This is a genomic window from Pseudonocardia xishanensis (assembly GCF_039541715.1).
GTDB lineage: Bacteria > Actinomycetota > Actinomycetes > Mycobacteriales > Pseudonocardiaceae > Pseudonocardia > Pseudonocardia xishanensis.
This window is the reverse complement of record NZ_BAABGT010000049.1, coordinates 18,361-41,551: the sequence shown is the minus strand read 5'-3', so window position 1 is coordinate 41,551 and position 23,191 is coordinate 18,361. Positions and strand designations below refer to the sequence as shown.

Sequence of the window (23,191 nt, the reverse complement as noted above, 5' to 3'; positions counted from 1 at the left end):
CCGTGAGCCGCGTGTAGTCCTCGGCGGACGCGGGACCGCTCAGCGACACGACGAGCCGGACCTCGCCGAACCCGGGCCGGACGGCGTCGTCGAACCCGAATACAGGGCGCCCTCGGTCTCGACGCTCACGTCCTCGAGCGGGATGCCGAGCTTGGCCGCCCGGAACCGGTAGGTGACGACGCCGTGGGCGGTGAAGACCGCGAGGGCCTGGTCCGGGTCGTCCGCGACCGCGGCGGCGGTGCCGTCGACGATCGCGCGCAGGTCGGCGTCGCGGGAGGTGGTCGTGGTCATGGGTGGGCTCCTGTCGGGCTCTCGGGAGGGGACGCGAGGCGTGCCTGCAGACGGAGGCACGCCTACCGACCGAGGTCCGGCCAAGTCCGACAGAGTCGACGTGCCTGCGCTCGGTGAGGCACGCGGAGATCACCCGCCGGGCACGCCCCGCGCCGGCCGCTGCGTCAACCGGAGTCCCGGACGGCGGGCCATCCGGTCGAATGTCCGATCAGTCGAGCCCGTTCGAGAGGATCATCGACTCGCCCGTCTTGAGCCTCCCGGTATCGGACACCAGGTAGAGCACGGCGTTCGCGACGTCCTTCGGTTCGAGCAGTCCCGGCCGCGGCCTGCCCTGTGCGAAGACCTCCTCGACGTCCGCGCGGCCGGGGTCCGCGAGGTCCGGCCGGATCATCCGGTAGATCGCCGGGTTGTGGATCATCGTGGTGCTGACGCCTGCAGGCAGCACGGCGTTGACCGTGATCCCGTGCTCGGCGACCTCGTACGCGACCGACTTGACCAGCGCGACCACCCCCGCCTTGGCCGCGGCGTAGTGCGCGGAGTTGCGCGCGCCCGTCGCCGCGACGATCGAGGAGGTGGCCACGAGCCGCCCGGAGCCGGCCGCGATCATCGGCGGCAGCGCGGCGCGGAAGGTGTGGAACACTCCCGTCAGGTTGACGTCGATCATCGTCCGCCACATCTCGGCGGACATCGTGGTCAGGGGTGCGCCGGTGGCGATGCCCGCGTTGGCCACGACGACGTCCAGCCGCCCGAAGTGCTCCCGCGCCGTGTCGACCACGCCCTCCATGGCCGCGAGGTCCCGCACGTCCGCCTGCACGGCCACGCACCGCCGGTCCAGCGCCTCGACCGTGCGGACCGTCTCCTCGAGGTCGCCCGGGGTGGCGTGCGGATACTCGAGCCCGTCGACGGGCCCCGCGATGTCGCTCACGACGATGTCCGCGCCCGCCCGGGCCAACGCGACCGCGTGCGCCCGCCCCTGCCCCCGCGCGCCACCGGTGATCAGGGCGACCCTGCCGGTCAGTGTCATGGCGCTCATTCTGGGCCGGACACCGTCGTCGACGGCGACCCGCTGGAGTCCACGCGGTCGATGGACGGCTTCGGCGTCCGAGGCGGGCTCAGGCCTGCGCCCTGTGCCGCCGGTAGTGCCGGGCGACGCGGGCCCGGTTGCCGCAGCCCGCGGAGCACCACTCCCGGCGCGGGTGCCGCTTGACGAAGTACAGCACGCACCCCGGCCCCGGACAGGCGCGCAGCTCCTGGTCGCCTGCGAACAGCTCCACGCCCTGCTCGGCGAGTGCCGCGACGACGGTCGGGGCGGGCGGGGCGTCGCCGTGTCGCTCGCGCCGAGGATGCTCACCCTCCGCCCAGACCAGGGACGACCAGGGTCTGGCGGCGGCGCAGGAGTGGCCGAGGATGCGGAGCGCTCGGGCGCGGTCGAGGGCGGAGTCCGCGCGGCCCGGCCTCGCGGTGGCGGGCGGGTCCGGCTCGGCGTCGGCGGTGGGTCGAGGGTCTGCCGGTGGTGCGGCCGCGGGTCGGGGGTCGTCGGTGGCCTCGGCGGCGAGGTGGCGGAGGGCGTCGCGGAGCTCGCGGAGCCGGCCGAGATCGTCCGGGTCGAGGGTCGGCTCGGCGAGCCACGCGGTGACATCCGCCGGCTGCGGGGCGAAGCGGTCGCGGACCGCGGCCAGCCAGGTCTCGGCGCGCCTGGTCGTGGCGAGCTCGTCGTGCACGTCGCCGCGGTCGGCCCAGACCGTGTTCATCAGCTCGACGGCGAGCGGTTCGCCGAGGAGCGGCGCGGGCGTGGTCACGGTGTCGAGCGTACCCGGTCCTAACGGTTGTGGGTGCTTCTTGCCGTTTGACGGGACCGAGCTGCTGTGCCAACCTAATGTCTGAGACGAAGAAATCCATTAGTCGGGAGGCGTCGTGGTGTTCCACGCCGGAGAGCTGGCCGTGCAGGCCCGAGCGGGTGTGCGGCAGGCCGCCGATCGGCTGTCCGGGATGCTCGAGGCCCCCGACCTGCGCGGCGGCATCGCCCACTTCCTGGTCGACCGCACGTTCGCGGCGATGACCGCGCGGGATCGGGAGGGTCGGCTGTGGATCACACCGCTGACCGGGGAGCCCGGGTTCCTCGAGGTCGCCGGGGCCGCTGAGCTGCAGATCCATGCCGCCCCCCGTGGTCCGCTGCAGGGCCTGGCGGCCGGGCAGCCGGTCGGCCTCATCGTGCTGGAGCTCGCCCGTCGTCGGCGGCTCCGGGTCAACGGCACCCTCGTCGCGGTCGGCGGCGGCGACATGGACGGCGGCATGGACGGCGACATGACGGTGCAGGTCGACCAGGCCTACGGCAACTGCCCGCAGCACATCCGCTCCCGCGCCCTCGCGCGGAGCGACGCCGCGACGGTCTCCCCGTCGGTCCGGACCGCGACGGCGTTGACGGAGGCGGACGTCGACCTCGTCCGGCGCGCGGACACGTTCCTGCTGGGCACGTCCCATGCCGAGCGCAGCGCGGACGCGTCGCATCGCGGTGGCCCGGCGGGCTTCGTCCGGGTGCTGGACGCGCGGACCCTGACCTGGCCGGACTTCCCGGGGAACGCCATGTTCAACAGCCTGGGCAACCTGGCCGTCGACTCCGCCGCCGCACTCCTGTTCGTCGACTTCGCCACGGGCGACACGCTGCACCTCTCCGGTACGGCCGAGGTCGTCTGGGGCGGAGCGGAGGACGAGAGCGGCACGGACCGGGCGGTGGCGTTCACCGTCGAGTCCGTCGTCGCGGGCCCGGCGATGCCGCTCAGGCTGTCCGAGGCGTCGCGCTGAGACTCCCGAGACGGTGGCCGGCAGCGGGGATGATCCTTCCCGAGGTCTGATGATCACCGCAGCGTTGGTCAGGCGCTGGCTCGGGCTCGGCCGTACTCGGCCAGTGCGGTGAAGGCGGCCTTCGGCTCCCACGGCATCCCCGGGTAGGCGGTGCCGGTCCGGCCTGCCGGGAGGACCTTCACGATCCCGAAGCTCCCGCGGTCGAAGTCCCGGTCGGGATCGTCCGACGTCGGCAGGTGGCGGCAGGCGAAGGTGTAGACGAACGCGGTGTCGACCCCGCCCGCGTCGTACACCTCGAGCAGGTCGCGCAGGTAGGAGGCCTGCTCGGCCTCGTTCCGCTCGACGGTCTCGGTGAGCCGCACCGCCAGCCCGGTGCGGTCGTCGTACCCGATGATGTCGCTGCGGCTGCCGCGGTCGGCGGCTCCGGTGAAGGGGGCGCAACCGAACTCGGCGACGGCGACCGGCTTGCCGAGCGACGTCAGCGCGGCGAGGCTCGCGGGGAGGGCGTCGGCGTTGGTGGCGTCCCGGTAGCCTGCGTCCGTCGCGACGACGTCGAACGGGGTCCAGTCGACCGCCTCCAGAGGGAGCGACGCGTACCCTATCGGCCCACCGAACCGCTCTCGGGCGCCCGCGACCGCGCGGGCGAGGAGCTCGTTCGTCCTCCGCTGGACCTCCGGGAGGAGCTCGCGCAGGCGCACGGGGTCCGTGAACGCGGCCGCCCGCTCGGTCAGCGTGGCGCCGGGGAGGAGGCCGAGCGTCATGATGCTGATCTCCGAGCCGGTGAGGAAGCGGACGTCCGCTCCGCCCCGACGGATCCGCTCGGCGCGGTCGGCCGCGTCGAGCAGGAACTCCACCAGCTGATCGGGGGTGAGGTCGTTGGTGAACGGGCAGTACCAGACCTCGAGGCCTGCCGCGGCGGCGTGCCGGGCGGCGATCTCGAGGCGTTCGGCGACGCCACCGGTGATCCGGACGGCGTCCGCGCGCAGCTCGCGGCGGATGATCCGCATGTCCTCGGCGACGACGTCCGCGTCGAACGGCTCGTGCGTCGTGGTCCCGGCGTTGGTGAAACCGGTGTCGTACGTGACGCCCCAGGCGCGCATGGCCCCTCCTCGGATCTCCGCCTGTGTTGAGGGTACGCTGCGTACCGTGTCCGGGAAACGGCGGCGCGGTGCGGAGCTGGAGCAGGCGATCCTGCGCGCGGCCGCCGAGGAGCTGTCGGCGTCGGGGTACGCCGGCATGACCATGGACAAGGTGGCCGGGCGGGCGGGCACGAACAAGAACGCGATCTACCGCCGCTGGCCCCAGCGGGCGGCGCTCGGTGTCGCCGCGTACGCCCACCTCGCCGACTCCCGCACGCCGGTGGTGGACACCGGCAGCCTCCGCGAGGACGCCCTCGAGCTGCTGCGTCGGGCCAACGCGACCTGGTCCTCCCCGCGCGGGGCGATCCTGCGCGACCTGCTGGCGGCGGCGGTGGACGAGCCCGCCCTGCTGGACCTGCTGCGCGAGCAGGCGGGCGGCAGCGCGATGAACGCCGCCTGGTTCACCCTGCTGAGCCGGGCGGTGGCGCGCGGCGAAGCGTCCCCGGAGGCGGTCCACCCGCGCGTCGCGGCGCTGCCGATGACCCTGCTGCGCGGCGAGTACGCCCTCCGCGGTGTCCCCTCGGTGCCCGACGTCGTCCTCGTCGAGATCGTCGACGAGATCCTGCTGCCGCTGGTCCGCGGACGCGGGGCGTAGAACCCCGGAGACGCGACGCGGCGCCGACCCGGAGGTCGGCGCCGCGTCGGCGGGCTGCGACTCAGGCGGCCTGCTTGGTCTCCCAGAAGATCTTGTCGATCTGGGCGATGTAGTCCAGCAGCTCCTGGCCCGTCTTGGGGTCGTTGGAGCCCTTGGTGCCCGCGGCACCGGCGGCCTTGGTGGCCTTGTTGAACAGCTCGTGCAGCTCCGGGTACTTCTCGAAGTGCGGCGGCTTGAAGTAGTCCGTCCACAGCACCCAGAGGTGGTGCTTCACGAGGTCGGAGCGCTGCTCCTTGATCTCGATCGCGCGGGAGCGGAACGAGGCGTCCTCGTTGCCCTGGTACTTCTCCTGGATGGCCTTGACCGACTCGGCCTCGATACGGGCCTGGGCCGGGTCGTACACGCCGCAGGGGAGGTCGCAGTGCGCGGTGGCCTCCAGCCGCGGGCGGAGAATGCGGGGCAGCCGCATCGGGTCCTCCCTGGTGGTGATCTTGTCTGGCGGCTTCCGACCCTACTCTCGGGGTCGGCCGCGGGGCACGGCGAGAGGTGGGTGATGGACACGGCAACGATCCGCTGGCGGCGCGTGACGGTGCGCGGTCCGTCCATGTCGACCGCGCTGTCGGACGGCGACGTCGTGCTGGCCCGGTTCGGCCGGACCGCCCGACCGGGGGACGTGGTGCTGGTCCGCTGGTCGGCGCGGCCGGGGCAGCTGTCGGTGAAACGGGCGGTCCGCGCGGCGGGGGCGCAGTGGTGGGTCGAGGGTGACAACCCCTTCGGGTCCACCGACTCGCGGACGTTGGGGCCCGCGGAGGTGGTGGCCGTCGTCACCTGCCGGTTGTGGCCCCGTCCGGGGCGGCTCTGAGGTACCGTTGTCGACCAGTACCCGACTGCCGTAGCTCGGTGCCGCCGCGACCCGCGGCCGGCGAGCGAGCCGGCCGTCCGGCACCCGTCCGGCGAGACCCCGCCCGAAGGTGCACGACGCGTGGGAGGCCCCTCGGTGGGCCCCCGTCCCCGCACCCGAGACCTCCGGAGTCCCCTGTGACCCTCTCGCCCGAGCGCACCCTGCCCACCCCGACCCGGGACGAGATCTTCGCCGCGCACGAGGGCGGCAAGCTCTCCACCGGCCTGTCCGCCCCGCTGCGGGACCCGCGCGACCTCGCGATCGCCTACACCCCCGGCGTCGCCGAGGTCAGCCGGGCGATCGCCGCCGAGCCCGCCCTCGCCCGCCGGTACACCTGGACCGACCGGCTCGTCGCCGTCGTCTCGGACGGGACCGCCGTCCTGGGCCTGGGGGACATCGGCCCCCGCGCGTCGCTGCCGGTGATGGAGGGCAAGTCCGCGCTGTTCAAGACCTTCGGTGGGCTGGACTCGATCCCGCTGGTGCTGGACACCACGGACGTCGACGAGATCGTCGAGACGCTCGTGCGGCTGCGGCCGAGCTTCGGCGCGGTCAACCTGGAGGACGTCTCGGCTCCCCGCTGCTTCGAGCTCGAGCGCAGGCTGGTCGAGGCGCTGGACTGCCCGGTCATGCACGACGACCAGCACGGCACCGCGATCGTCCTGCTCGCCGCGCTGGAGGGGGCCTGCGCCGCCACCGCGCGGGCGCTGCAGTCTCTGCGGGTCGTCATCTCCGGCGCAGGCGCGGCGGGGGTGGCCTGTGCGCGGATCCTGCTCGCCGCCGGGGCGTCGGACGTCGTGGTGCTGGACTCCCGCGGCGTCATCGACGCGCGGCGGGGCGGGGAGAAGGCCCTGCTCGCCGCCGAGACGAACCCGCGCGGGATCACCGGCGGGATCGCCGAGGCGCTGCACGGCGCGGACGTGTTCGTCGGGCTCTCCAGCGCCACGCTGCCCGAGGAGCTGCTGGCCACGATGGCCCCGGACCCGTTCGTGTTCGCCCTGTCCAACCCGGACCCGGAGGTCCACCCGGCGCTCGCGGCCCGGTACGCCTCCGTCGTCGCCACCGGGCGCAGCGACTTCCCGAACCAGATCAACAACGTGCTCGCCTTCCCGGGGGTGTTCCGCGGGGCGCTGGACGTGGGCGCCCGGCGGATCACCGAGTCGATGAAGCTGGCCGCGGCCCGGGCGATCTCCACCGTCGCGGCGGACGACCTCGCCGTCGACCGGATCGTGCCCAGCGCGTTCGACCCGCGGGTCGCCCCCGAGGTCGCGGCGGCCGTGGCGGCGGCGGCCCGGCGTGATCCGGCCGCCGAGATCGCCGCCGAGTGACTGACCGTCACGATCGATAAAGCCTGTACCTGGCGTTCTTCCGTCGGACGGCCTAGTCGATCACACTGTGTGGACGGGTGGGACGTACCTCACTCGGGTTGATGTCGGCCATTCGGGCACGATGCCCGGATCGAGTGCCGTGGTCGCTCGTTGTGCCCCGTGACGGCGCCTCTCCGAACGAGGCGCCGACTCGAGCACACGGGGGGACCGGGTGGGCGATTTCGGAGCACGTGACGAGGAGGTCGACCCCGGTGTGCCCGCCACGGGCGCGCCGGTGGACGCGGACCCGACCGAGCACGGCGTGACCGGGACGAACGGGTACGACCCGGTGCGCCGGGCCGACCTGCTGCGGTCGCGGTCGGCGGAGCCGGAGCCGGAGCAGGCGCGGTTCGCCGACCGGGTCGCCCGGGCCCTGGCGGCGCCGTCGGGCGGGCGGGTCCCGGCCTCGCGGCGTCCCGCGCCCACCTCCCGCGCCGACCGCGCCGACCGCGCCGACCGCGCCGACCCGCAGGCCCCCGACGCCGAGTCGGAGGCCGGGACCGACCCCGGCGCCGTGCAGGTGGTCGCCCGGCCCGAGCAGCTGAGCGGACCGCACGCACTGCCGCCCGAGACCCTCGACCCCGGCGTGCGGCCGGGGGTGCGGGACGCGGCGTTCGGCACGGCCGCGCTGCCGCCCGTCGCACTGCGCGGGGCAGGGGCCGAGGTCGTGCCGCTGCCCACCGCGCCCGCCGTCGTCTGCGACGGTGCGGACCGGATCCTGCGCGTCAACCCCGCCTTCCTGCGGCTCGCCGCGCACCACGGCGCCGACCCGCTCGGCTTGCCGCTGCCGCGGATCCTCAGCGGACCGGACCACGACGCGCGCCTGCTGCGGGCCGACGGCGTGACCGTCCGGGTCCGGGTGGTGCGCTGGGACCTGCCCGGGGTCCCGCGGCCGGAGACGCAGCGCCCGGGCTCGATCCTGCGGGCCGTGCTGTTCGTGGAGCTCGGGGGCGAGCCGGACCGGCGCTGGACCGCCGAGCTCGAGCGTCTGGCCCGCGTCGGCACCTGGGGCTACGACCTGGCCACGGCCACCCTGCGGCGCAGCCCGTCGCTCGACCGGCTCTACGCCGAGATCGGCGTGCGCCCGGACGGCCCGCTGGGCCCGATCGAGGGCGAGCTGGTGGCCCAGCTCTGCCGCGGCCTGCGGACGGGGACCGCCGCGGCCGAGCAGGAGCTGGAGCTGCGGGCGGGGGCCGACCGGCTGCTCAGCTGCCGCGCCCGCGTCGAGCGGGGCCCGGACGGCACGGCGCAGCGGCTGGTCGGCATGGTCCGGGACGTCACGGCCGAGCGCCGCACCGACCACGCGCGGGAGCGGTTCGCCGCGTTGATGTCCACGGTCGCGGATGGGGTGGCCCTGGTCGACGCCGCCGGTCGGATCGTCGACGCCAACGCCGCCTTCTGCGCCCTGCTGGACCGGTCGCTAGACGATCTGCGCGCCCGGACCGCACTCGCCCTCACCGCGGACGCCGAGGCCCAGCCGGACACCGGGCCCGCCGAGCTGCCGACCTGGCTGCACCGGGTCGCGCCGGGTGACGCCGCCTACAAGCTCGAGGCCGTCACCCTCCTGCGGGGGGACGGCACGCCGGTGACCTGCCGGGTCGCCGTGAGCGCGTCGACGTCGGACTCCGGGGACCCGTTCTGGCTGGTCACGGCGACGCGCCCGGAGCGCCGCGCGCTCGCGCCGGTGACCGGGGACGACGAGCTGACCGGCCTGCTGGGCCGGACCGGCGCGCTGGCGCTGCTGGCGGAGCTGCTCACCGGGGCCGGTCGCGACCGGGTCGCCGTCGTGTGCGGCGACCTCGACGACTTCGCCCGGGTCAACTCCTCGCTCGGCCACGACGCGGGCGACGACCTGCTCGCCGACACCGCGGACCGGCTGCGCCGCGGCCTGCCCGCCGCCTGCACCGCCGCCCGGATCTCCGCGGACCAGTTCGTGGTGCTCTGCTCCGACCACGCGCTGACCGGCGGCGCCGAGGCGCTGGCCCGGACGGTCGGCGGCCTGCTCCGCGCGACCGTGCCCGTGCACGGCACCGCGGTCCGCATCACCGCGTCGGTGGGGGTCGTGACCCCGGACCTGCTGTGCAGCGGCGAGCGCTCGACGGACTCAGGGGCCTCCGGGGACTCCGGCGACTCCGGGGACGCCGAGGCGCCCGCCGTGCGCGATCCCGAGGTCGCCGCCGCCGACCTGCTCCGCTACGCCGAGGTCGCGATGCAGCACGCCAAGCGCGCGGGCCGCGGCGGCGTCGTCGTGGCGTCGCCGTCGGTGGTCGCCTCCGCGGACCGACAGCTGGAGCTGGAGGCCGAGCTGCGCGCGGCGATCGCCGAGAGCGACGGGAACGGCCTCACCCTGGAGTACCAGCCCGTCGTCGGCCCGGACGGCACCGTCCTGTCGGCGGAGGCGCTGGTCCGCTGGCCGCACCCGGAGCGCGGGATGATCGGCCCCGGTGAGTTCCTGCCGGTCGCCGAGCGCGCCGGGATGATGCGCGACCTCGACCTCTGGGTGCTGCGCACGGCCGCGCGGGAGGCCGCGGGCTGGCCCACGCCGGCCGCGGTCGCGGTGAACCTGGCCGGGCTGCTGCCCGGCGACCCGGCCTTCCTGACCGAGGTGACCGCCGCCGTCGAGGCCGCGGAGCTGGGCTGGAACCGGCTGATCCTGGAGCTGGTCGAGACCAGCCTGGTCGCGCTGCCGCAGGCCGCGCTCGACGCGATGGCCGAGCTGGCCGACCGTGGCGTCCGCTTCGCGGTCGACGACTTCGGCACCGGCTACTCCTCGCTGGCCCGGCTCAAGCAGCTGCCCGCGCAGACGGTGAAGGTGGACCGGGCGTTCGTCACGGGCGTCGCGGCGGACCCGGCGGACTTCGCGGTCGCCCGCGCCGTCGTCGACATGGCCCGGGCGCTGGGGCGCACCACGGTCGCCGAGGGCGTCGAGACCGCCGAGCAGTTCCACGTGCTGCGCGGCCTGGGGGTGGACGCCTACCAGGGCTGGCTCTTCGCCCGCCCGCTGGCGCCCGACGCCCTGCGGCGCACCCTCGCCGGCGGCAGGCTGGCCACCCCGGCCCGCGCCCTCGGCGCCTGACCGGGGTCCACCAGGTGGTCGCTGTCCGGACCGGTCCCGATGGGATCACGGTCCGCCATTCGTGTCGCTGATGTCGGTGGGGCCGGTTAGCCTCTCGGGACCACGGCGTCCGGTAGGCGGTCGCCGCCGACGAGGGGATCCCGGGTGATCGAGTTCCGGGGCGTCACGAAGCGCTTCGCCGACGGCACGGTCGCAGTGGACGGGTTGGACCTCACCGTCGAGTCCGGCCGCATCACGGTGTTCGTGGGCCCGTCCGGCTGCGGGAAGACCACGTCGCTGCGCATGATCAACCGCATGATCGAGCCCACCGAGGGCACGATCACGGTGGACGGGAAGGACGTCATGGCCGGTCACCCGGCCGACCTGCGGCGCGGCATCGGGTACGTCATCCAGCAGGCGGGGCTGTTCCCGCACAAGACGATCCGGGACAACATCGCCACGGTCCCGCTGCTGCTCGGCTGGTCCAAGCAGAAGGCGCGGGAGCGCGCCGAGGAGCTGATGGACATCGTCGGGCTCGGCGCGGAGATGGCCAAGCGCTACCCGGCGCAGCTGTCCGGCGGGCAGCAGCAGCGCGTCGGGGTGGCGCGCGCGCTGGCCGCGGACCCGCCCGTGCTGCTGATGGACGAGCCGTTCAGTGCCGTGGACCCGGTCGTCCGGGAGAGCCTGCAGGACGAGCTGCTGCGGCTGCAGGAGGACCTGGGCAAGACGATCGTGTTCGTCACCCACGACATCGACGAGGCGGTGAAGCTGGGGGACAAGGTCGCCGTGTTCCGCACCGGCGGCCACCTCGCCCAGTACGCCTCACCCGCGGAGCTGCTCGCCCGCCCGGCGGACGACTTCGTGGACGGGTTCGTCGGCCGGGACCGCGGGTACCGCACGCTCGGGTTCCTGGAGCAGGAGGTGCCGCTGGGCACGCTGCACCCGGTCCGCGTCGGCGGCACCGCCACCGGGGGCTGGACCCTCGTGGTGGACGGCGAGGACCGGCCGATCGGCTGGGTGTCGAGCGCCGGCGTCGTCGACGAGGCGGCGGTCATCCCGGGCGGGACCCTGCACCAGGCGGGCTCCGGGTCGCTGCGCAGCGCGCTGGACTCGGCGTTGTCCTCGCCCTCGGGGCAGGGCGTCGCGGTGGACGACCGCGGCCGCGTCGCGGGGTCCATCTCCACGGACGCCGTGCTCGCCGCCCTGGCCGCCTCCCGCGAGGCCGCCTGATGGTCTGGGACTGGATCCCACGCAACACCGACCTGATCGTCCGGCTGCTCGGCGTGCACACCGTGCTGGCCCTGATCCCGGTGCTGGTCGGGCTCGTCATCGCGGTGCCGCTCGGCTGGCTCGCCAGCCGCAACCCGAGCCTGCGGGCCGTGCTCATCCCGGCGGCCGGCGTGCTCTACACGATCCCGTCGCTCGCGGTGTTCATCGTGTTGCCCGCGCTGCTCGGCACGCAGATCCTCGACCCGCTGAACGTCGTGGTGGCGCTGACCATCTACACGGTCGCGCTGCTCGTCCGGTCCGTGTCGGACGCGCTGGCCGCCGTGCCCTCGCTCGTCGTCGCCGCGGCCACCGCGATGGGCTACAAGCCCGGCAGGCGGTTCGTGTCCGTGGAGCTGCCGCTGGCGGTCCCGGTGCTGGTCGCGGGGCTGCGGGTGGCCGCGGTGTCCAACATCAGCCTGGTCTCGGTCGGCGCGCTGATCGGCGTCGGCGGGCTGGGGCAGCTGTTCACCGAGGGCTACCAGCGGGACTTCCCCACGGAGATCCTCACCGGCATCGTCCTGATCGTGGCCCTGGCCCTGGTGGTGGACGGGCTGCTGGTCCTGGCCGGGCGGTTCGCCACGCCGTGGACGCGGACGGGGGTGGGAGCGTGAGCGAGCGTGCGCGCGAACCACGGGCACAGCGCCTGGGCGAAGCGCAGGCCCAGCGAAGCGAGGACGAGCGGTGAGCCTGCTGTTCTCCTACCTGTTCGACGCGTCCCACTGGTCCGGGCCCACCGGCATCCCGGCGCGGATCGGGGAGCACCTGTTCTACTCGGTGCTCGCCCTGGCGCTCGGCGCCGTCGTCGCGATCCCGCTGGGCGCGCTGGTGGGGCACACGCGCAGGGGCGGGTTCCTCGTCGTCGGCGTCGCCAACGGCATGCGGGCCCTGCCCGAGCTGGGTCTGCTGACCCTGCTGGTCCTGCTGATGGGCATCGACCTGCTGCCGGTCACGATCGCCCTCGCCGTGCTCGCCGTCCCGCCCCTGCTCGCCGGGACCTACGCCGGCGTGCGGAACGTGGACGCCGGCGCGGTGGACGCCGCCCGTGGCATGGGCATGCGCGAGGGGCAGATCCTCACCAAGGTCGAGTTCCCGAACGCGCTTCCGTTGATCCTCGGCGGGCTGCGGGCGGCGGCGCTGCAGGTCATCGCCACCGCGGCGGTGGCCGCCTACGTCAGCTTCGGCGGCCTGGGCAGGCTGCTGATCGACGGGCTCAAGTCGCTCGACTACTCCCAGATGGCAGCGGGCGCGATCCTCGTCGCCCTGCTCGCACTGACCGTGGAGGGACTGCTGGCGCTGGTGCAGCGCGCCGTCGTCTCGCCCGGGCTGCGCGGCGGCGGACGGCGCTCGCCGACCGCCGAGATCACCGGCAAGAGCTCTGAACCCACACCCGAACCCGAACCGATCCCCGAAAAAGCAGGAGCAACACCGTGACCCTCAGACGTTCCCTCTCCCTGGTCGCCGCGGGGGCGGCCGCCGTGCTCGGCCTGACCGCCTGCGGCGGCGGGGGCAACCCGGTCGGCGGTGGCGCGAGCCAGGCCCCCGCCGCGGGCGACACCATCCGGATCGGCTCCGCGGACTTCACCGAGAGCCAGCTCCTGGCCCAGATCTACGGGCAGGCGCTGCAGGCCAAGGGCGTGCAGGTCGAGATCACCCCGCCGATCGGGAGCCGCGAGGTCTACTACCCCGCGCTCACGGACGGCTCGATCGACATGGTCCCCGAGTACACGGGCACCCTGCTGCAGTACATCAAGAAGGACGCCGCGGAGACCGAGCCGGACGCCGTGTACACCGCGCTGCAGACGGCGGTCCCGGCTCCGCTGACCGTGCTGGACAAGGCGGCGGCGGAGGACAAGGACGCCGTGGTCGTCACCCAGGCGTTCGCCCAGCAGAACAACCTGAAGTCCATCGCGGACCTCGCCCCGCTGGCGGGCACCGTGACCTTCGGCGGCCCGTCGGAGTTCCAGACCCGCCCGGACGGCATCCCCGGCCTGCAGAAGACCTACGGCGTCACGTTCAAGGGCTACACCGCGCTCGACGCGGGCGGCCCCGTCACGGTGAAGGCCCTGGCGGACGGCCAGGTCCAGGCCGCGGACCTGTTCACCACGGACCCGGCCATCGAGGCCAACGGTTTCGTGGTGCTCGAGGACCCGAAGAGCAACTTCGCCGCGCAGAACGTCGTCCCGCTGATCAACTCGGCCAAGGCGTCGGACCAGGTCAAGCAGATCCTCAACGCCGTCCAGGCCAAGCTGACCACCGAGGGGCTGCTGGAGCTCAACACCACGGCCAACGGCGCGGACAAGCCCAACCTGGACCAGGTCGCGAAGGACTGGCTGGCGAAGAACGGCGTCTGACGGACTACCGGTAGCCCGTCGTGTCGGCGGGCTCGCCGGGATCCTGCACCTCCACCAGGTAGCGCCAGGCGTCGGGTCGGGAGCCGTCCAGGTCGGACAGACCGTAGACCCGGGCGAGCTCCCCGCTCGACGTCGACCGGGCGTTCCAGCGGGCCCGCCGCGGGTCCGCGGCGAGCGCGGCGATCCCGCGGCCGACGAACCGCGGGGTCTCCGAGATGGCGAAGTGCGGCTCGCGCTCCAGCGCGTCCCGCCAGGTCTGCTCGGTGACGCCGAAGTGGTCCAGCATGGCCTCGCTGCGCAGCCAGCCCGGTGTCACCGCCACCGAGGTGGCGGTCGGCAGCTCGTGCGCCCATGAGCGGGCGAGGCGGATCGGCGCCATCTTGGACAGGTCGTAGTAGACCGAGAGCCGGTAGTTGTCCGCGTTGTACTCCGCGGTGCCGTCGGTGACCTCCACGACCAGCCCGCCCTCGTGCCTACTGAGCAGCGGGAACGCATGGTGCGCCGTGACGAGGTGGGTGTCGATCGCCAGCCTCAGCATCCGCAGCCCGTTCTCCAGCGAGTGCTCCCAGACCGGGGTCTCCCACTCCAGCAGCGGGTCGCCGCCGAAGATGTCGTTGACCAGCACGTCCAGCCGGCCCTGCTCGGCGTCGATCCGGGCGGCCAGGGCGGCCACCTCGGCCGACTCCAGATGGTCCACGCGCACGGCGTGCACCGTCCCCGGGAGGCCCGCCGCCAGCTCGGCGGTCTCCTCGATCGTCTCGCTCCGCCCGGATTCGGAGGGACGCTCCCGAGTGGTGCGCCCGGTCGCGTAGACCGTCGCCCCCGCCGCCGCCAGCTCCAGCGCGATCCCGCGCCCCGCCCCCCGGGTCGCCCCCGCCACCCATGCCACCCTGCCCCGCAGATCGTTCACGACCACGATCCTGGCGCCGATCCCTGACAGCGGCGGTCAGGGAATCCGGGGCCCGGTTCAGGGGCGGGTCGGGGTTGCGCCCGGATCCCCGCTGACCAGCACGTTCGTAGCGTCTCGTGACGTGACCGAACCACACCGACCCCGCGCCACGCTGTGGCTGCTGCGGATCCTGCTCACCGTGCACGTGCTCGCGGTGCTCGGCCAGCCGGTGCTGGCCGGGCTGTTCCTCTCCGGCGACGTCGACGCGATCGCGGTGCACGGCGCCGTCGGGTCGGCACTCGCCGCCGTCGGGCTGCTGCTGGTCGGCGCGGCCCTGCTCCACGTCCTGGGCGGCCGCGGGCGGCTGTGGATCCTGCCGGTCACGGTCGCGCTGTTCCTCGCCGAGGGCCTGCAGATCGGGTTCGGGTTCGCCGGGCTGCTGAACCTGCACATCCCGCTCGGCGTGCTGATCGTGACGGGCTCGATCCTGCTCGCGGCGTGGGCGTGGACCCCGTGGGCAGCGCGCCCGCGCGGCCGCCGCACCCCGGCTGCGCCCAACCACCCGGCGCCCGACCACCCGGCGCCCGACCACCCGGCGCTCGAGCACCCCGCCGCCCCGACCCCGACCGCGCCGCAGACCCCGGCCGGGCCGCGTCCGGCCGCGTCGCCGGACCCCGCCGCGCCGCAGGCCCCGGAGGGGCGCCGATGAACCGCCTCTCCCGCCGCGGCTTCCTCGGCGTCCTCGCCGCCGCGGGCGGCACCGCCGCCCTCGCGGGCTGCGGGGCGCTCGGCATCGACACCCCGCCCGGCCAGACCGGCGACGTCCTGCGCAGCGCCCACCCGCTGCCCGCGCCGTACACCGTGCCGCTGCCCCGCCCGGCCACACGGACCGGCACCGAGATCGAGATCGTCCAGCGCGTCGCGGACGTCGAGATCCTCCCCGGTACCCGCACCACGGTCTGGGGCTACGACGGCACCTTCCCCGGTCCGACGATCGAGACCCGCACGGGCCGACCCGTGACCGTCCGGCACCGCAACGAGCTGCCCGTCCCGACCGTCGCGCACCTGCACGGCGGCCACACCCCGCCGGAGTCCGACGGCTGGCCGCTCGACCTGCTGCTGCCCGTCGGGGAGACCCCGAGCCACGCGCACATGCCCGGCGACCTCGCGTACGGCACCCGGGACCACCACTACCCGCAGAACCAGCGGGCCGCCACGCTCTGGTACCACGACCACCGGATGGACTTCACCGGACCGGCGGTCTACAAGGGACTCGCCGGGCTGCACCTGGTGCGGGACGAGGTCGAGGACGCCCTGCCGCTGCCCCGCGGCGACCGGGAGATCCCGCTGGTCGTCTGCGACCGCTCCTTCGACGCGGACGCGCAGTTCGCCTACCCCGCCCTCGACCGCTCCCTGCGGCGCGTCCCCGGCGTCGACCCCGAGTGGATGGAGGGTGTGCTCGGCGACTGCATCCTGGTCAACGGCGCCCCCTGGCCGGTCGCCGAGGTCGACGCCGCCCGGCACCGGCTGCGGCTGCTCAACGCCGCCAACGCCCGACGCTTCTCGCTGGCCTTCGAGCCCGCCCTGCCGATCGTCCAGATCGGGTCCGACGGCGGCCTGCTCGCCGCGCCCGTCACCCACCGGAGCCTGGACGTGGCGCCGGGGGAGCGGTTCGACGTCGTCGTCGACTTCGGGCAGGTCCCCGTCGGCACCGAGGTGACCCTGGTGAACCTGCTCGGCACCGGCGGGACCCGTGAGGTCCTGCGGTTCCGCGTGGTCCGCGCCGCCCGCGACGACTCGGCGGTCCCCGCCCGGCTGTCCGAGGTGGAGACCCTCGTCCCGGGCCCCGTCAGGCGGGAGTTCGTGTTCCGCCGCGGGACGACCGGGGACCACCGCGGCTGGACGATCAACGGGCGGCCCTTCGACCCGGACGGCTCGCAGGCCGACACCCGGCTCGGCGAGACCGAGGTCTGGCGCTTCCGCACCGACGTCCACCACCCCGTGCACGTCCACCTGGACCCGTTCCAGGTGCTCGCGCGCAACGGCGCGGGCCCCGGCCCGTCCGACGGCGGCTGGAAGGACACGGTGGACGTCCGACCGGGCGAGATCGTGGACGTCGCCGTACGCTTCACCGACTACGCGGGCCGGTACGTGATGCACTGCCACAACCTCGAGCACGAGGACATGGCCATGATGGCGACCGTGCGCACGCGGTGACCCCACGTTGTGTGAGACGGGCCACATCGCTCACGCGCAGCCGAATGTCCGGTGATTCCGGGTTCACGATCGCCACACGGTCGGTCATGGGGCCGTCATACGAGCAGGGCGGCAATGTCCGGACGCCCTCGAGCGGTTCCATTCCGGTCATCGATCCGTAATCTGGCTGGGCCGCGCCCCTGGTCACAGGGTGTGGACGGGTGAGTACGGAGTGGATTCGACTGCTCCGTTCCGCCTACTCTCCGACACGACCGACGAGTTCCGCCGCGCGAGGGAGTCGACCCGTACATGGCCTGGTTCACCGCTCTGCTCGCCGCCGTCTCCCTCGGTCTGGGCCTGCTGCACCTGCTCCGGCTGGTCACCGCTCGGCGGGACGGCCGGTCCGTCGTCGGCGAGGCCTCGCACGCGGCGATGGGCTTCGGCATGGCCGCGATGTTCTCGCCCGTCGGTGACCCCGTGCCGCCCGCCGTCTGGATCGCGGTGTTCGCACTCAGCGCGGCCTGGTTCGCGGCCTCCGTGCTGCGGACCGGGCTCGTCGCGGACGACGCCGGGCACCACGTCGTCTGCGGTGTCGCGATGCTGTTCATGCTCGGGGTCGGCCTGCAGGCCGAAGCAGGCGGAGCCGCCGGAGCGCACGCCCACCACGGCGGCGGGGTCGCAGGCCCGGGCGCCTGGGCGTCCTTCGTCGCGATCGGGCTGGCGGGCTACTTCGCCTGGCACGTCATGCGCTGCGGGGACCGGTTCGCGATGGCCCGCCGGGCCCGCCTCGCGGTCCCGCAGCCGGTCACCGTGGGCGCCCCCGCCCCGGCGGTCGAGACGGCGTCGGTGGTCCCCGGCTGCGCCGCCCACGCGCCCGCCGCCGAGGGCAGCACCCTCGGCGCCCTGCGCACCCCCCAGACCGCCGCGGTCGCGCACCTGGTGATGGCCGCCGCGATGGCCGTCATGCTGTTGACCATGATCTGAGCGGCGCAACCGCCGGGCCACGCACCACACGGCGAGGTGCAAGCACCGCCGACGACCGTCGCCGACCCCGGTCTCCCGGGAGCACTAGAACCGGTTGGCGACGTCCGTCACGAGCAGGGCGAGGAACAGCGCCGACGCCGCGCCCAGGACGAGGTTGGACAGCCAGCCCGAGCGGCCCCTCCCGGTGACCCGCTTCGAGTTGAGCAACAGCATCAGGGTGATCGCGAGGAAGGGCATGAACACCGAGCCGAGCACGCCGTAGACCAGGGTGAGGCCGAAGGGCTTGTCGATGAACAGCAGGCCCATCGGCGGGATCGTCAGCCACAGCAGGTAGCCGCGGAAGGGCAGCGACCGCTCCGCCTCGCCCGAGGCGAAGCGCTCCATCGCGTCGCCGTCGTCCGCGGCCCTGCCGTGGGGCAGCCGGATCGCGCGGGTCCAGTCCGTGAACATCAGCGAGACGCCGTTCCAGACCCCGAGCAGGGACGTCGAGGTCACGGCGAGGAAGCCGACCAGGAAGAGGATGCGGGCCCAGCCGCCGTAGCGCTCGTCGAGCGCGGTGCCCAGGGTCAGCAGGCCGCTGTCGGACTCGGTGAGGTTCTGGCCCAGCAGCATCGTGGAGCCGACGACCAGCATCGCGACCACGAAGATGCCCGTCATGACGTACCCGACGGCGTTGTCCAGCCGCATCATGGACAGCCAGCCGGTGCCTTTCCAGCCCTTGGCGAACATCCAGTAGCCGTAGGCGGCCATGGTGATCGTGCCGCCGACCCCGCCGATGAGGCCGAGCACGTAGACCGTGGACCCCTCGGGCAGCCGCGGGACCAGCCCGGACGCCAGGTCGCCCAGGTCCGGCGCGACCAGCACCGCGATGGAGACGACGGTGGCGAACTTGATCAGCACCAGGACGGTCATGAACTTCTCGAAGAAGGCGTAGCGCTGCGTCCACACCAGGGCCACGCCGAGCACGCCGGCGATCATCGCCCAGTACCGCACCGACAGGCCGCCGAACAGCGCGTTGAGCGGGAGCCCGACGGCGGACATCGCGGTGGCGCCGTAGACGAAGCCCCACACCACGATGTAGATCCCGAAGAACACGGTCGCCCAGCGCCCGAGCCGCCGCCAGCCGTCGAGCAGGGTGGTGCCGGAGGCGAGGTGCCAGCGCCCGACGCCCTCGCCGAGGGCGAGCTTGAGGACCGTGCCGAGGATCGCCGCCCACAGCAGCACCGTGCCGAAGCGGGCGCCCGCGACCATCGTGGCGACCAGGTCCCCGGCGCCGACGCCGGTGGCCGCGGCGAGCAGCCCCGGACCCACCTGCCTGATCTTCGCGCCGAACCCGACGGGCGGCGCGGGCTCGGTCGTGACCTGCTGTTCGGTGCTCATCGCCGCTCCCCGTCGCCGACCCCGGTGTTGCGTGTCACGGTAAGGATGTCCGGTCTGTCCCGCATGACGGAGGCTTCACGACGGTGGTGGGCCGGGGGCTGTACGTTGTCACCGAGATCCAGCCCGAAGAGAAGGACGACCGCAGCCGTGGCGAGCATCGAAGAGGTCCGGTCCGGGATCGCGCAGGCCAACGACAGGGCGTCGGAGAGCCTGGGCGCGCTGCAGCAGGCGCAGGACTGCATCGAGCAGGCGCAGACCGCGCTGGCGCAGGTGACCGAGGGCAGCAGCCAGAGCGACGTCGAGCAGGCCAACGCCTACTTCGCGGACGCCGCGAGCAAGATCGGCGACGTGCAGCAGGCGGTCAACGCGGCCATGGAGGCCGCCGAGGGCGTCTCCGCGCGACTCTAGACACTGATGTCCATCGGGGAGCTGCGGGCCGCGCTCGACGGGGTGACCGGGCTGGCCGTCGAGGCGCGCGGGCACGCGCAGGTCGCCGCCGAGCGGATCGCCGAGGCGGCGCGCATCCTGGGGGAGCTGGCGGAGCGGTCCGGCACTGACCTGCCCGCGGAGCACCTGGCCGAGGCGGGCGAGGAGGTCGAGACGGTGATGGCTGCCCTCCACGAGGCGAGCGAGCTGGTCAGCGGCCTCGGGGCCCGGCTGTAGTGGCCCCTGGCAGGAAGGCGAAGCGCGAGCGCGTCACCGCGGCGTTCGACGCGTTCCACGCCGCGGCCGCGCGGGTGCTCGGCGCGGCGGGGGACCTGCGCGAGGAGGCGGTCCGCCGCCAGGCCGTGGCGATGGTCGATCTGTGGCTGCGGCGCGAGGGGATCGAGGCGGCCGCCCGGGACCCGGGCCTGGCGCGCACCGTCCGGTCCCCGCTGCTCGCCCCCGTGGTCGCGCAGGCGCAGGCGGAGCGGCGCGCGGCGCTGGCCGGGTGGGGGGACGACAGCCCGCGGGAGCTGGCGCGGATCGTCGCGGACCACGCGACGGGAGCCGCCGGAGACCCCGGGACCGCGTGGCTGGGCGACGTGCCGCTGCCGCCCCACAGCGGCCGGACGCGGAGCGAGGAACGCGCCAAGGACGGCCTCGACGGCTTCCCGAGCCTGTGGCGGATCGGGTCCGGGCGGCTGCAGGGCGGCCCCGAGTTCCCCGTCGCGATCCCGTTCCTGGACGAGGCGCACCTGCGGGTCGACAGCGTCCCGGACACGCGTGCGCAGGCCGAGGCGCTGGTGGAGCGGCTGCTCATGCGGGTGCTGTCCAGCTTCCGGCCGGGGGTCGTGCGCGTGGACGTCTGGGACGGCAGCCAGTACAGCCTGTTCCCCGCGCTGCACCCGTTGTCCCGAACGGACATGCTGGTCGCCCACGACCCCAACCGGCTGGACGACCTGCTGGAGGAGCTGGCAGCCCGGATCCGCCAGGTGAACCAGCGGGTGCTCGTGGCGGAGGGACACGCGTCGCTGGCCGCACACTCCGCCGCGCAGGAGAAGCGGCGCAGCGAGCCCTGGACGGTCGTCGTGGTGGCGGGCAACCGCACCGCGCTGCCCGAGGAGCAGCAGCGGAGACTCCAGCGGATCGCGCGCAGCGGCCTGACCTGTGGGATCCAGCTCATCCTGCTCGACCTGCCGATCACCGTCGCCGCGCCCGTCGAGACCGTGCGGTTCACCGCGCAGGGGGTGCGGGCCTCGATCACCGGGTCCGAGGTCGAGGTGCTGCCCGATCCCGAGCTGGACCGCACCGAGCTGACCTCGGCGTGCACCGGGATCGCGGCGGCCCACGAGCAGTGGCGGGCCATGGTCCAGAGCTTCGACGATCTCGTCGTGTCGCCGGAGGACCGCCGGAGGGCCAGCTCCGCCGGCGGGCTGATGACCCACATCGGCTTCAACGACGGCAACACCGTCGAGCTGCGGCTGGACGACAGCTCGCCCCACGCCCTGATCGGTGGGCCGAGCGGCTCGGGCAAGACGAACCTGCTGCTCGGCATGATCGGCTCGCTGGCGGCCCGCTACCGGCCGGACCAGCTGCACTTCTACCTGCTGGACTTCAAGGAGGGCGTGTCCTTCGCGCAGTTCGCGCCCGGCCGCCGGAACTCCTCGTGGCTGCCGCACGCCAAGCTGATCGGGATCAACGTCAACACCGACCGCGAGTTCGGGCTGGCGCTGCTGCAGTTCCTGGCCGACGAGATGCGCCGCCGCGCGGACGTCGCGAAGGCGCACGAGGTCACGAAGCTGCAGGAGCTGCGCGGGATCGACGGCCAGGAGGACCGGTGGCCGCGGATCGTCGCGGTCATCGACGAGTTCCAGTACCTGTTCGCCGAGAACGACCAGCTGGCGAAGCGGGCGACGAACCTGCTCGAGGACGTCGCCCGGCGCGGCCGCTCGCAGGGCATCCACCTCGTGTTCGCCAGCCAGGACGTCTCCGGCATCGAGGCGTTCTGGGGCAGGCCCGCGATCTTCGAGCAGTTCGTGCTGCGCATCGCGCTGCCGCGCGCCCGGCGGGTGCTGGCGAACCTCAACGACGCGGCGCTGAGCCTGCCCCGCTGGCACGCGGTGATCAACCACGAGTCCGGGATCAAGCACGCCAACGAGATCGTCCGGATCCCGGAGGCGGGCGCGGGCTCGGCGGTGGTCGAGGTCCAGAAGCAGGCCTTCGCGGAGTTCCCCGCGGAGCGGCCGCGGGTGTTCGACGGCGCCCGCTCGCCTGCGCTCGCGGACCTGCTGGAGGACCTGGTCTCGGACGTCCCGCTCGCGGTGCTCGGGCAGGTGATCGACATGGACGGCAACCCGGCGAGCGTCCGGCTGCCGGACGCCCCGGGGCGCAACGTCGCGATCCTCGGCGGCAGCGCCGACGCCGTCCGGGTGCTGGTGGCCGCGGCCCTGTCGCTCGCGGCGACCGCCACCGCGCCGGGTGCCCGGTTCCTGGTGGCCCCGCTCGTCGGTGAGCCGGAGGCGGTCCCGTCCGCCCTGCGGCGTGCGCTCGGCGACCGGGGGGACGCCGTGACCACGGTCCCGCTCACCGAATTCCGCGCGGCGGTCGAGGAGCTCGCGGGCGAGGTGCGCGCCCGGGCCGCGGGCGGCGACCGCAGCCCGGTGTTCCTGCTGGTCCAGGGCGCGGACGCCGCGGACCCGCTGCTGGAGCGCAGTGGCACGGAGGCCCTGCGCACGGTGGTCCGCTTCGGGCCGGAGGTGGGAGTGCACGTCGTCGGGTGGTGGCGCTCGCCGATGCGCCTCAAGCAGCTGCTGACGATGTCCGCGAGCCCGGACGACGTCGGGGCCTGGATCGGGCTGGACGTGCAGGGCGCCGAGCTGGCCCCCTTCGCGTCGATGACCGCGATCAGCTGGGCCCCCCGGCCCGGCCGAGGCCTGTTCTTCGACCGCTCGCAGCACGCCCGGCCGGAGGTCGTGCTGGTGCCCGGTCCGGACGCGACGGGGGAGGAGCCGTCGTGACCGCGGCGGACGACTACCGGGCCGAGATCCGCAAGATCACCGCCGTGGCGGAGGAGCTGCGTGCGCAGGACGAGGTCCGCGCCGCGGCCCTCGAGCGGCAGCTCGCCGTGCTCGACGACCGGATGGGTCGGGTCGGGGAGCGGGTCGCGATGAGCGAGCTCGCCGTGCGCACCCACTGGGAGACCGCGCTGGACGCGCTGTGGTCCGAGCCCTGGATGACGGTCCCGCGCTTCCCCCGGCCCGATCCCGAGGCCGATCCCGCCCGGCTCACACGGTACGAGCAGGAGATGTACGAGGCGCACGCTGCGCTGATGGCGCTGGTGCACCGCACGCGCTTCGGCTTCCGGCGCTAGTCGGCTCAGTCGTTCTCGTCGTCCCTGGCCAGGTAGGTCGCCAGGCGCTCGACGGCGTCCTCGTAGGTGGGGTGCTCGTCGACGAACGCCCGGAGGCGGGCGGCCAGCCACTCGACGCTGACCGCCTCGCCCTCCCGGCGGGACTCGAGCTCCTCGATGCCCCTGTCGGTGAAGTACACGGA

The 23,191-nt window shown here is 74.2% G+C and carries 24 protein-coding genes; 16 read left to right on the top strand and 8 right to left on the bottom strand.

Annotation, left to right across the window (positions count from 1 at the left end; genetic code table 11):
- Window positions 1-39 precede the first annotated feature (39 nt).
- From ABD993_RS18825 to ABD993_RS18815, 3 genes are all read right to left on the bottom strand, one after another.
- Window positions 40-291, bottom strand: coding sequence for a hypothetical protein (locus tag ABD993_RS18825; RefSeq protein WP_345419852.1), 252 nt, complete (start codon window positions 289-291; stop codon window positions 40-42).
- A 208-nt stretch (window positions 292-499) separates the two neighbouring features.
- A complete protein-coding gene (locus tag ABD993_RS18820) occupies window positions 500-1,315 on the bottom strand; it encodes a mycofactocin-coupled SDR family oxidoreductase (protein ID WP_345419849.1) in 816 nt (271 codons plus the stop codon).
- An 88-nt stretch (window positions 1,316-1,403) separates the two neighbouring features.
- Window positions 1,404-2,090, bottom strand: coding sequence for a CGNR zinc finger domain-containing protein (locus ABD993_RS18815; RefSeq protein ID WP_345419846.1), 687 nt, complete (start codon window positions 2,088-2,090; stop codon window positions 1,404-1,406).
- A 115-nt stretch (window positions 2,091-2,205) separates the two neighbouring features.
- Between ABD993_RS18815 and ABD993_RS18810 the strand changes: the two genes are divergently transcribed.
- Entirely contained in the window at window positions 2,206-3,093 is an 888-nt protein-coding gene (locus tag ABD993_RS18810) for a pyridoxamine 5'-phosphate oxidase family protein (RefSeq protein WP_345419843.1), read from the top strand.
- Between the two features lie 68 nt (window positions 3,094-3,161).
- On the opposite strand, the gene ABD993_RS18805 is transcribed toward ABD993_RS18810, so the two are convergent.
- Window positions 3,162-4,193 (bottom strand): glycoside hydrolase family 113 protein, encoded by a 1,032-nt coding sequence (locus ABD993_RS18805; RefSeq protein WP_345419840.1) that lies wholly within the window; start codon window positions 4,191-4,193, stop codon window positions 3,162-3,164.
- 46 nt (window positions 4,194-4,239) lie between these two features.
- On the opposite strand from ABD993_RS18805, the gene ABD993_RS18800 reads away from it, so the two are divergent.
- Window positions 4,240-4,827, top strand: coding sequence for a TetR/AcrR family transcriptional regulator (locus tag ABD993_RS18800; RefSeq protein ID WP_345419837.1), 588 nt, complete (start codon window positions 4,240-4,242; stop codon window positions 4,825-4,827).
- 61 nt (window positions 4,828-4,888) lie between these two features.
- On the opposite strand, the gene sodN is transcribed toward ABD993_RS18800, so the two are convergent.
- A complete protein-coding gene (gene sodN, locus ABD993_RS18795; protein WP_345419835.1) occupies window positions 4,889-5,296 on the bottom strand; it encodes a superoxide dismutase, Ni in 408 nt (135 codons plus the stop codon).
- Between the two features lie 84 nt (window positions 5,297-5,380).
- On the opposite strand from sodN, the gene ABD993_RS18790 reads away from it, so the two are divergent.
- The 7 genes from ABD993_RS18790 (at window position 5,381) to ABD993_RS18760 (ending at window position 13,767) form a co-directional block, all read left to right on the top strand.
- Entirely contained in the window at window positions 5,381-5,689 is a 309-nt protein-coding gene (locus ABD993_RS18790; protein ID WP_345419832.1) for a S26 family signal peptidase, read from the top strand.
- A gap of 176 nt (window positions 5,690-5,865) precedes the next feature.
- Window positions 5,866-7,053, top strand: coding sequence for an NAD(P)-dependent malic enzyme (locus tag ABD993_RS18785; RefSeq protein WP_345419829.1), 1,188 nt, complete (start codon window positions 5,866-5,868; stop codon window positions 7,051-7,053).
- A gap of 253 nt (window positions 7,054-7,306) precedes the next feature.
- On the top strand, window positions 7,307-10,168 hold the full coding sequence (locus ABD993_RS18780) for a putative bifunctional diguanylate cyclase/phosphodiesterase (protein WP_345419826.1): 2,862 nt from the start codon (window positions 7,307-7,309) through the stop codon (window positions 10,166-10,168).
- A 144-nt stretch (window positions 10,169-10,312) separates the two neighbouring features.
- Entirely contained in the window at window positions 10,313-11,377 is a 1,065-nt protein-coding gene (locus tag ABD993_RS18775) for an ABC transporter ATP-binding protein (protein ID WP_345419823.1), read from the top strand.
- The gene (locus tag ABD993_RS18770) at window positions 11,377-12,027 is read left to right on the top strand and encodes an ABC transporter permease (protein ID WP_345419820.1); all 651 of its coding nucleotides are present in this window, start codon (window positions 11,377-11,379) and stop codon (window positions 12,025-12,027) included. The genes ABD993_RS18775 and ABD993_RS18770 overlap by 1 nt, the downstream gene beginning before the upstream one ends.
- A gap of 70 nt (window positions 12,028-12,097) precedes the next feature.
- A complete protein-coding gene (locus tag ABD993_RS18765; protein WP_345419817.1) occupies window positions 12,098-12,847 on the top strand; it encodes an ABC transporter permease in 750 nt (249 codons plus the stop codon).
- Complete coding sequence (locus tag ABD993_RS18760; RefSeq protein ID WP_345419814.1) at window positions 12,844-13,767, top strand: ABC transporter substrate-binding protein; 924 nt, start codon at window positions 12,844-12,846, stop codon at window positions 13,765-13,767. The genes ABD993_RS18765 and ABD993_RS18760 overlap by 4 nt, the downstream gene beginning before the upstream one ends.
- A 4-nt stretch (window positions 13,768-13,771) precedes the next feature.
- Here the strand turns inward: ABD993_RS18760 and ABD993_RS18755 are convergent, their stop codons facing one another.
- Window positions 13,772-14,677 (bottom strand): SDR family oxidoreductase, encoded by a 906-nt coding sequence (locus ABD993_RS18755; protein WP_425569046.1) that lies wholly within the window; start codon window positions 14,675-14,677, stop codon window positions 13,772-13,774.
- A gap of 121 nt (window positions 14,678-14,798) precedes the next feature.
- Between ABD993_RS18755 and ABD993_RS18750 the strand changes: the two genes are divergently transcribed.
- From ABD993_RS18750 to ABD993_RS18740, 3 genes are all read left to right on the top strand, one after another.
- Window positions 14,799-15,365, top strand: coding sequence for a hypothetical protein (locus tag ABD993_RS18750; protein WP_345419811.1), 567 nt, complete (start codon window positions 14,799-14,801; stop codon window positions 15,363-15,365).
- On the top strand, window positions 15,362-16,873 hold the full coding sequence (locus ABD993_RS18745) for a multicopper oxidase family protein (RefSeq protein ID WP_345419808.1): 1,512 nt from the start codon (window positions 15,362-15,364) through the stop codon (window positions 16,871-16,873). Before ABD993_RS18750 ends, ABD993_RS18745 begins: the two co-directional genes overlap by 4 nt.
- Before the next feature lie 288 nt (window positions 16,874-17,161).
- Window positions 17,162-17,836, top strand: coding sequence for a DUF5134 domain-containing protein (locus ABD993_RS18740; protein ID WP_345419805.1), 675 nt, complete (start codon window positions 17,162-17,164; stop codon window positions 17,834-17,836).
- 84 nt (window positions 17,837-17,920) lie between these two features.
- Here the strand turns inward: ABD993_RS18740 and ABD993_RS18735 are convergent, their stop codons facing one another.
- A complete protein-coding gene (locus ABD993_RS18735; protein WP_345419802.1) occupies window positions 17,921-19,216 on the bottom strand; it encodes an Nramp family divalent metal transporter in 1,296 nt (431 codons plus the stop codon).
- 147 nt (window positions 19,217-19,363) lie between these two features.
- Between ABD993_RS18735 and ABD993_RS18730 the strand changes: the two genes are divergently transcribed.
- The 4 genes from ABD993_RS18730 to ABD993_RS18715 are packed head-to-tail and all read left to right on the top strand — an operon-like array spanning window position 19,364 to window position 23,009.
- Window positions 19,364-19,624: a hypothetical protein gene (locus tag ABD993_RS18730; protein WP_093082274.1), complete on the top strand. Its 261-nt coding sequence runs from the start codon at window positions 19,364-19,366 to the stop codon at window positions 19,622-19,624.
- Window positions 19,625-19,630: 6 nt separating this feature from the next.
- Window positions 19,631-19,879 carry a hypothetical protein gene (locus ABD993_RS18725; protein ID WP_345419796.1) on the top strand — a complete coding sequence of 83 codons (249 nt, stop codon included), beginning with the start codon at window positions 19,631-19,633 and terminating at the stop codon, window positions 19,877-19,879.
- Window positions 19,879-22,656 (top strand): FtsK/SpoIIIE domain-containing protein, encoded by a 2,778-nt coding sequence (locus ABD993_RS18720; protein ID WP_345419793.1) that lies wholly within the window; start codon window positions 19,879-19,881, stop codon window positions 22,654-22,656. The genes ABD993_RS18725 and ABD993_RS18720 overlap by 1 nt, the downstream gene beginning before the upstream one ends.
- Window positions 22,653-23,009 (top strand): hypothetical protein, encoded by a 357-nt coding sequence (locus tag ABD993_RS18715; protein WP_345419790.1) that lies wholly within the window; start codon window positions 22,653-22,655, stop codon window positions 23,007-23,009. Before ABD993_RS18720 ends, ABD993_RS18715 begins: the two co-directional genes overlap by 4 nt.
- Before the next feature lie 5 nt (window positions 23,010-23,014).
- Here the strand turns inward: ABD993_RS18715 and ABD993_RS18710 are convergent, their stop codons facing one another.
- Window positions 23,015-23,188, bottom strand: coding sequence for a DUF6104 family protein (locus ABD993_RS18710; protein ID WP_345419787.1), 174 nt, complete (start codon window positions 23,186-23,188; stop codon window positions 23,015-23,017).
- Between the last annotated feature and the right edge of the window lie 3 nt (window positions 23,189-23,191).

Excerpts from the sequence above, each read along its gene's own strand:
- ABD993_RS18725 (WP_345419796.1), top strand. The coding sequence starts at position 19,631 with ATGTCCATCGGGGAGCTGCGGGCCGCGCTCGACGGGGTGACCGGGCTG.
- ABD993_RS18825 (WP_345419852.1), bottom strand. The coding sequence starts at position 291 with ATGACCACGACCACCTCCCGCGACGCCGACCTGCGCGCGATCGTCGAC.
- ABD993_RS18745 (WP_345419808.1), top strand. The coding sequence starts at position 15,362 with ATGAACCGCCTCTCCCGCCGCGGCTTCCTCGGCGTCCTCGCCGCCGCG.
- ABD993_RS18735 (WP_345419802.1), bottom strand. The coding sequence starts at position 19,216 with ATGAGCACCGAACAGCAGGTCACGACCGAGCCCGCGCCGCCCGTCGGG.
- ABD993_RS18790 (WP_345419832.1), top strand. The coding sequence starts at position 5,381 with ATGGACACGGCAACGATCCGCTGGCGGCGCGTGACGGTGCGCGGTCCG.
- ABD993_RS18740 (WP_345419805.1), top strand. The coding sequence starts at position 17,162 with ATGGCCTGGTTCACCGCTCTGCTCGCCGCCGTCTCCCTCGGTCTGGGC.
- sodN (WP_345419835.1), bottom strand. The coding sequence starts at position 5,296 with ATGCGGCTGCCCCGCATTCTCCGCCCGCGGCTGGAGGCCACCGCGCAC.
- ABD993_RS18805 (WP_345419840.1), bottom strand. The coding sequence starts at position 4,193 with ATGCGCGCCTGGGGCGTCACGTACGACACCGGTTTCACCAACGCCGGG.
- ABD993_RS18770 (WP_345419820.1), top strand. The coding sequence starts at position 11,377 with ATGGTCTGGGACTGGATCCCACGCAACACCGACCTGATCGTCCGGCTG.
- ABD993_RS18820 (WP_345419849.1), bottom strand. The coding sequence starts at position 1,315 with ATGACACTGACCGGCAGGGTCGCCCTGATCACCGGTGGCGCGCGGGGG.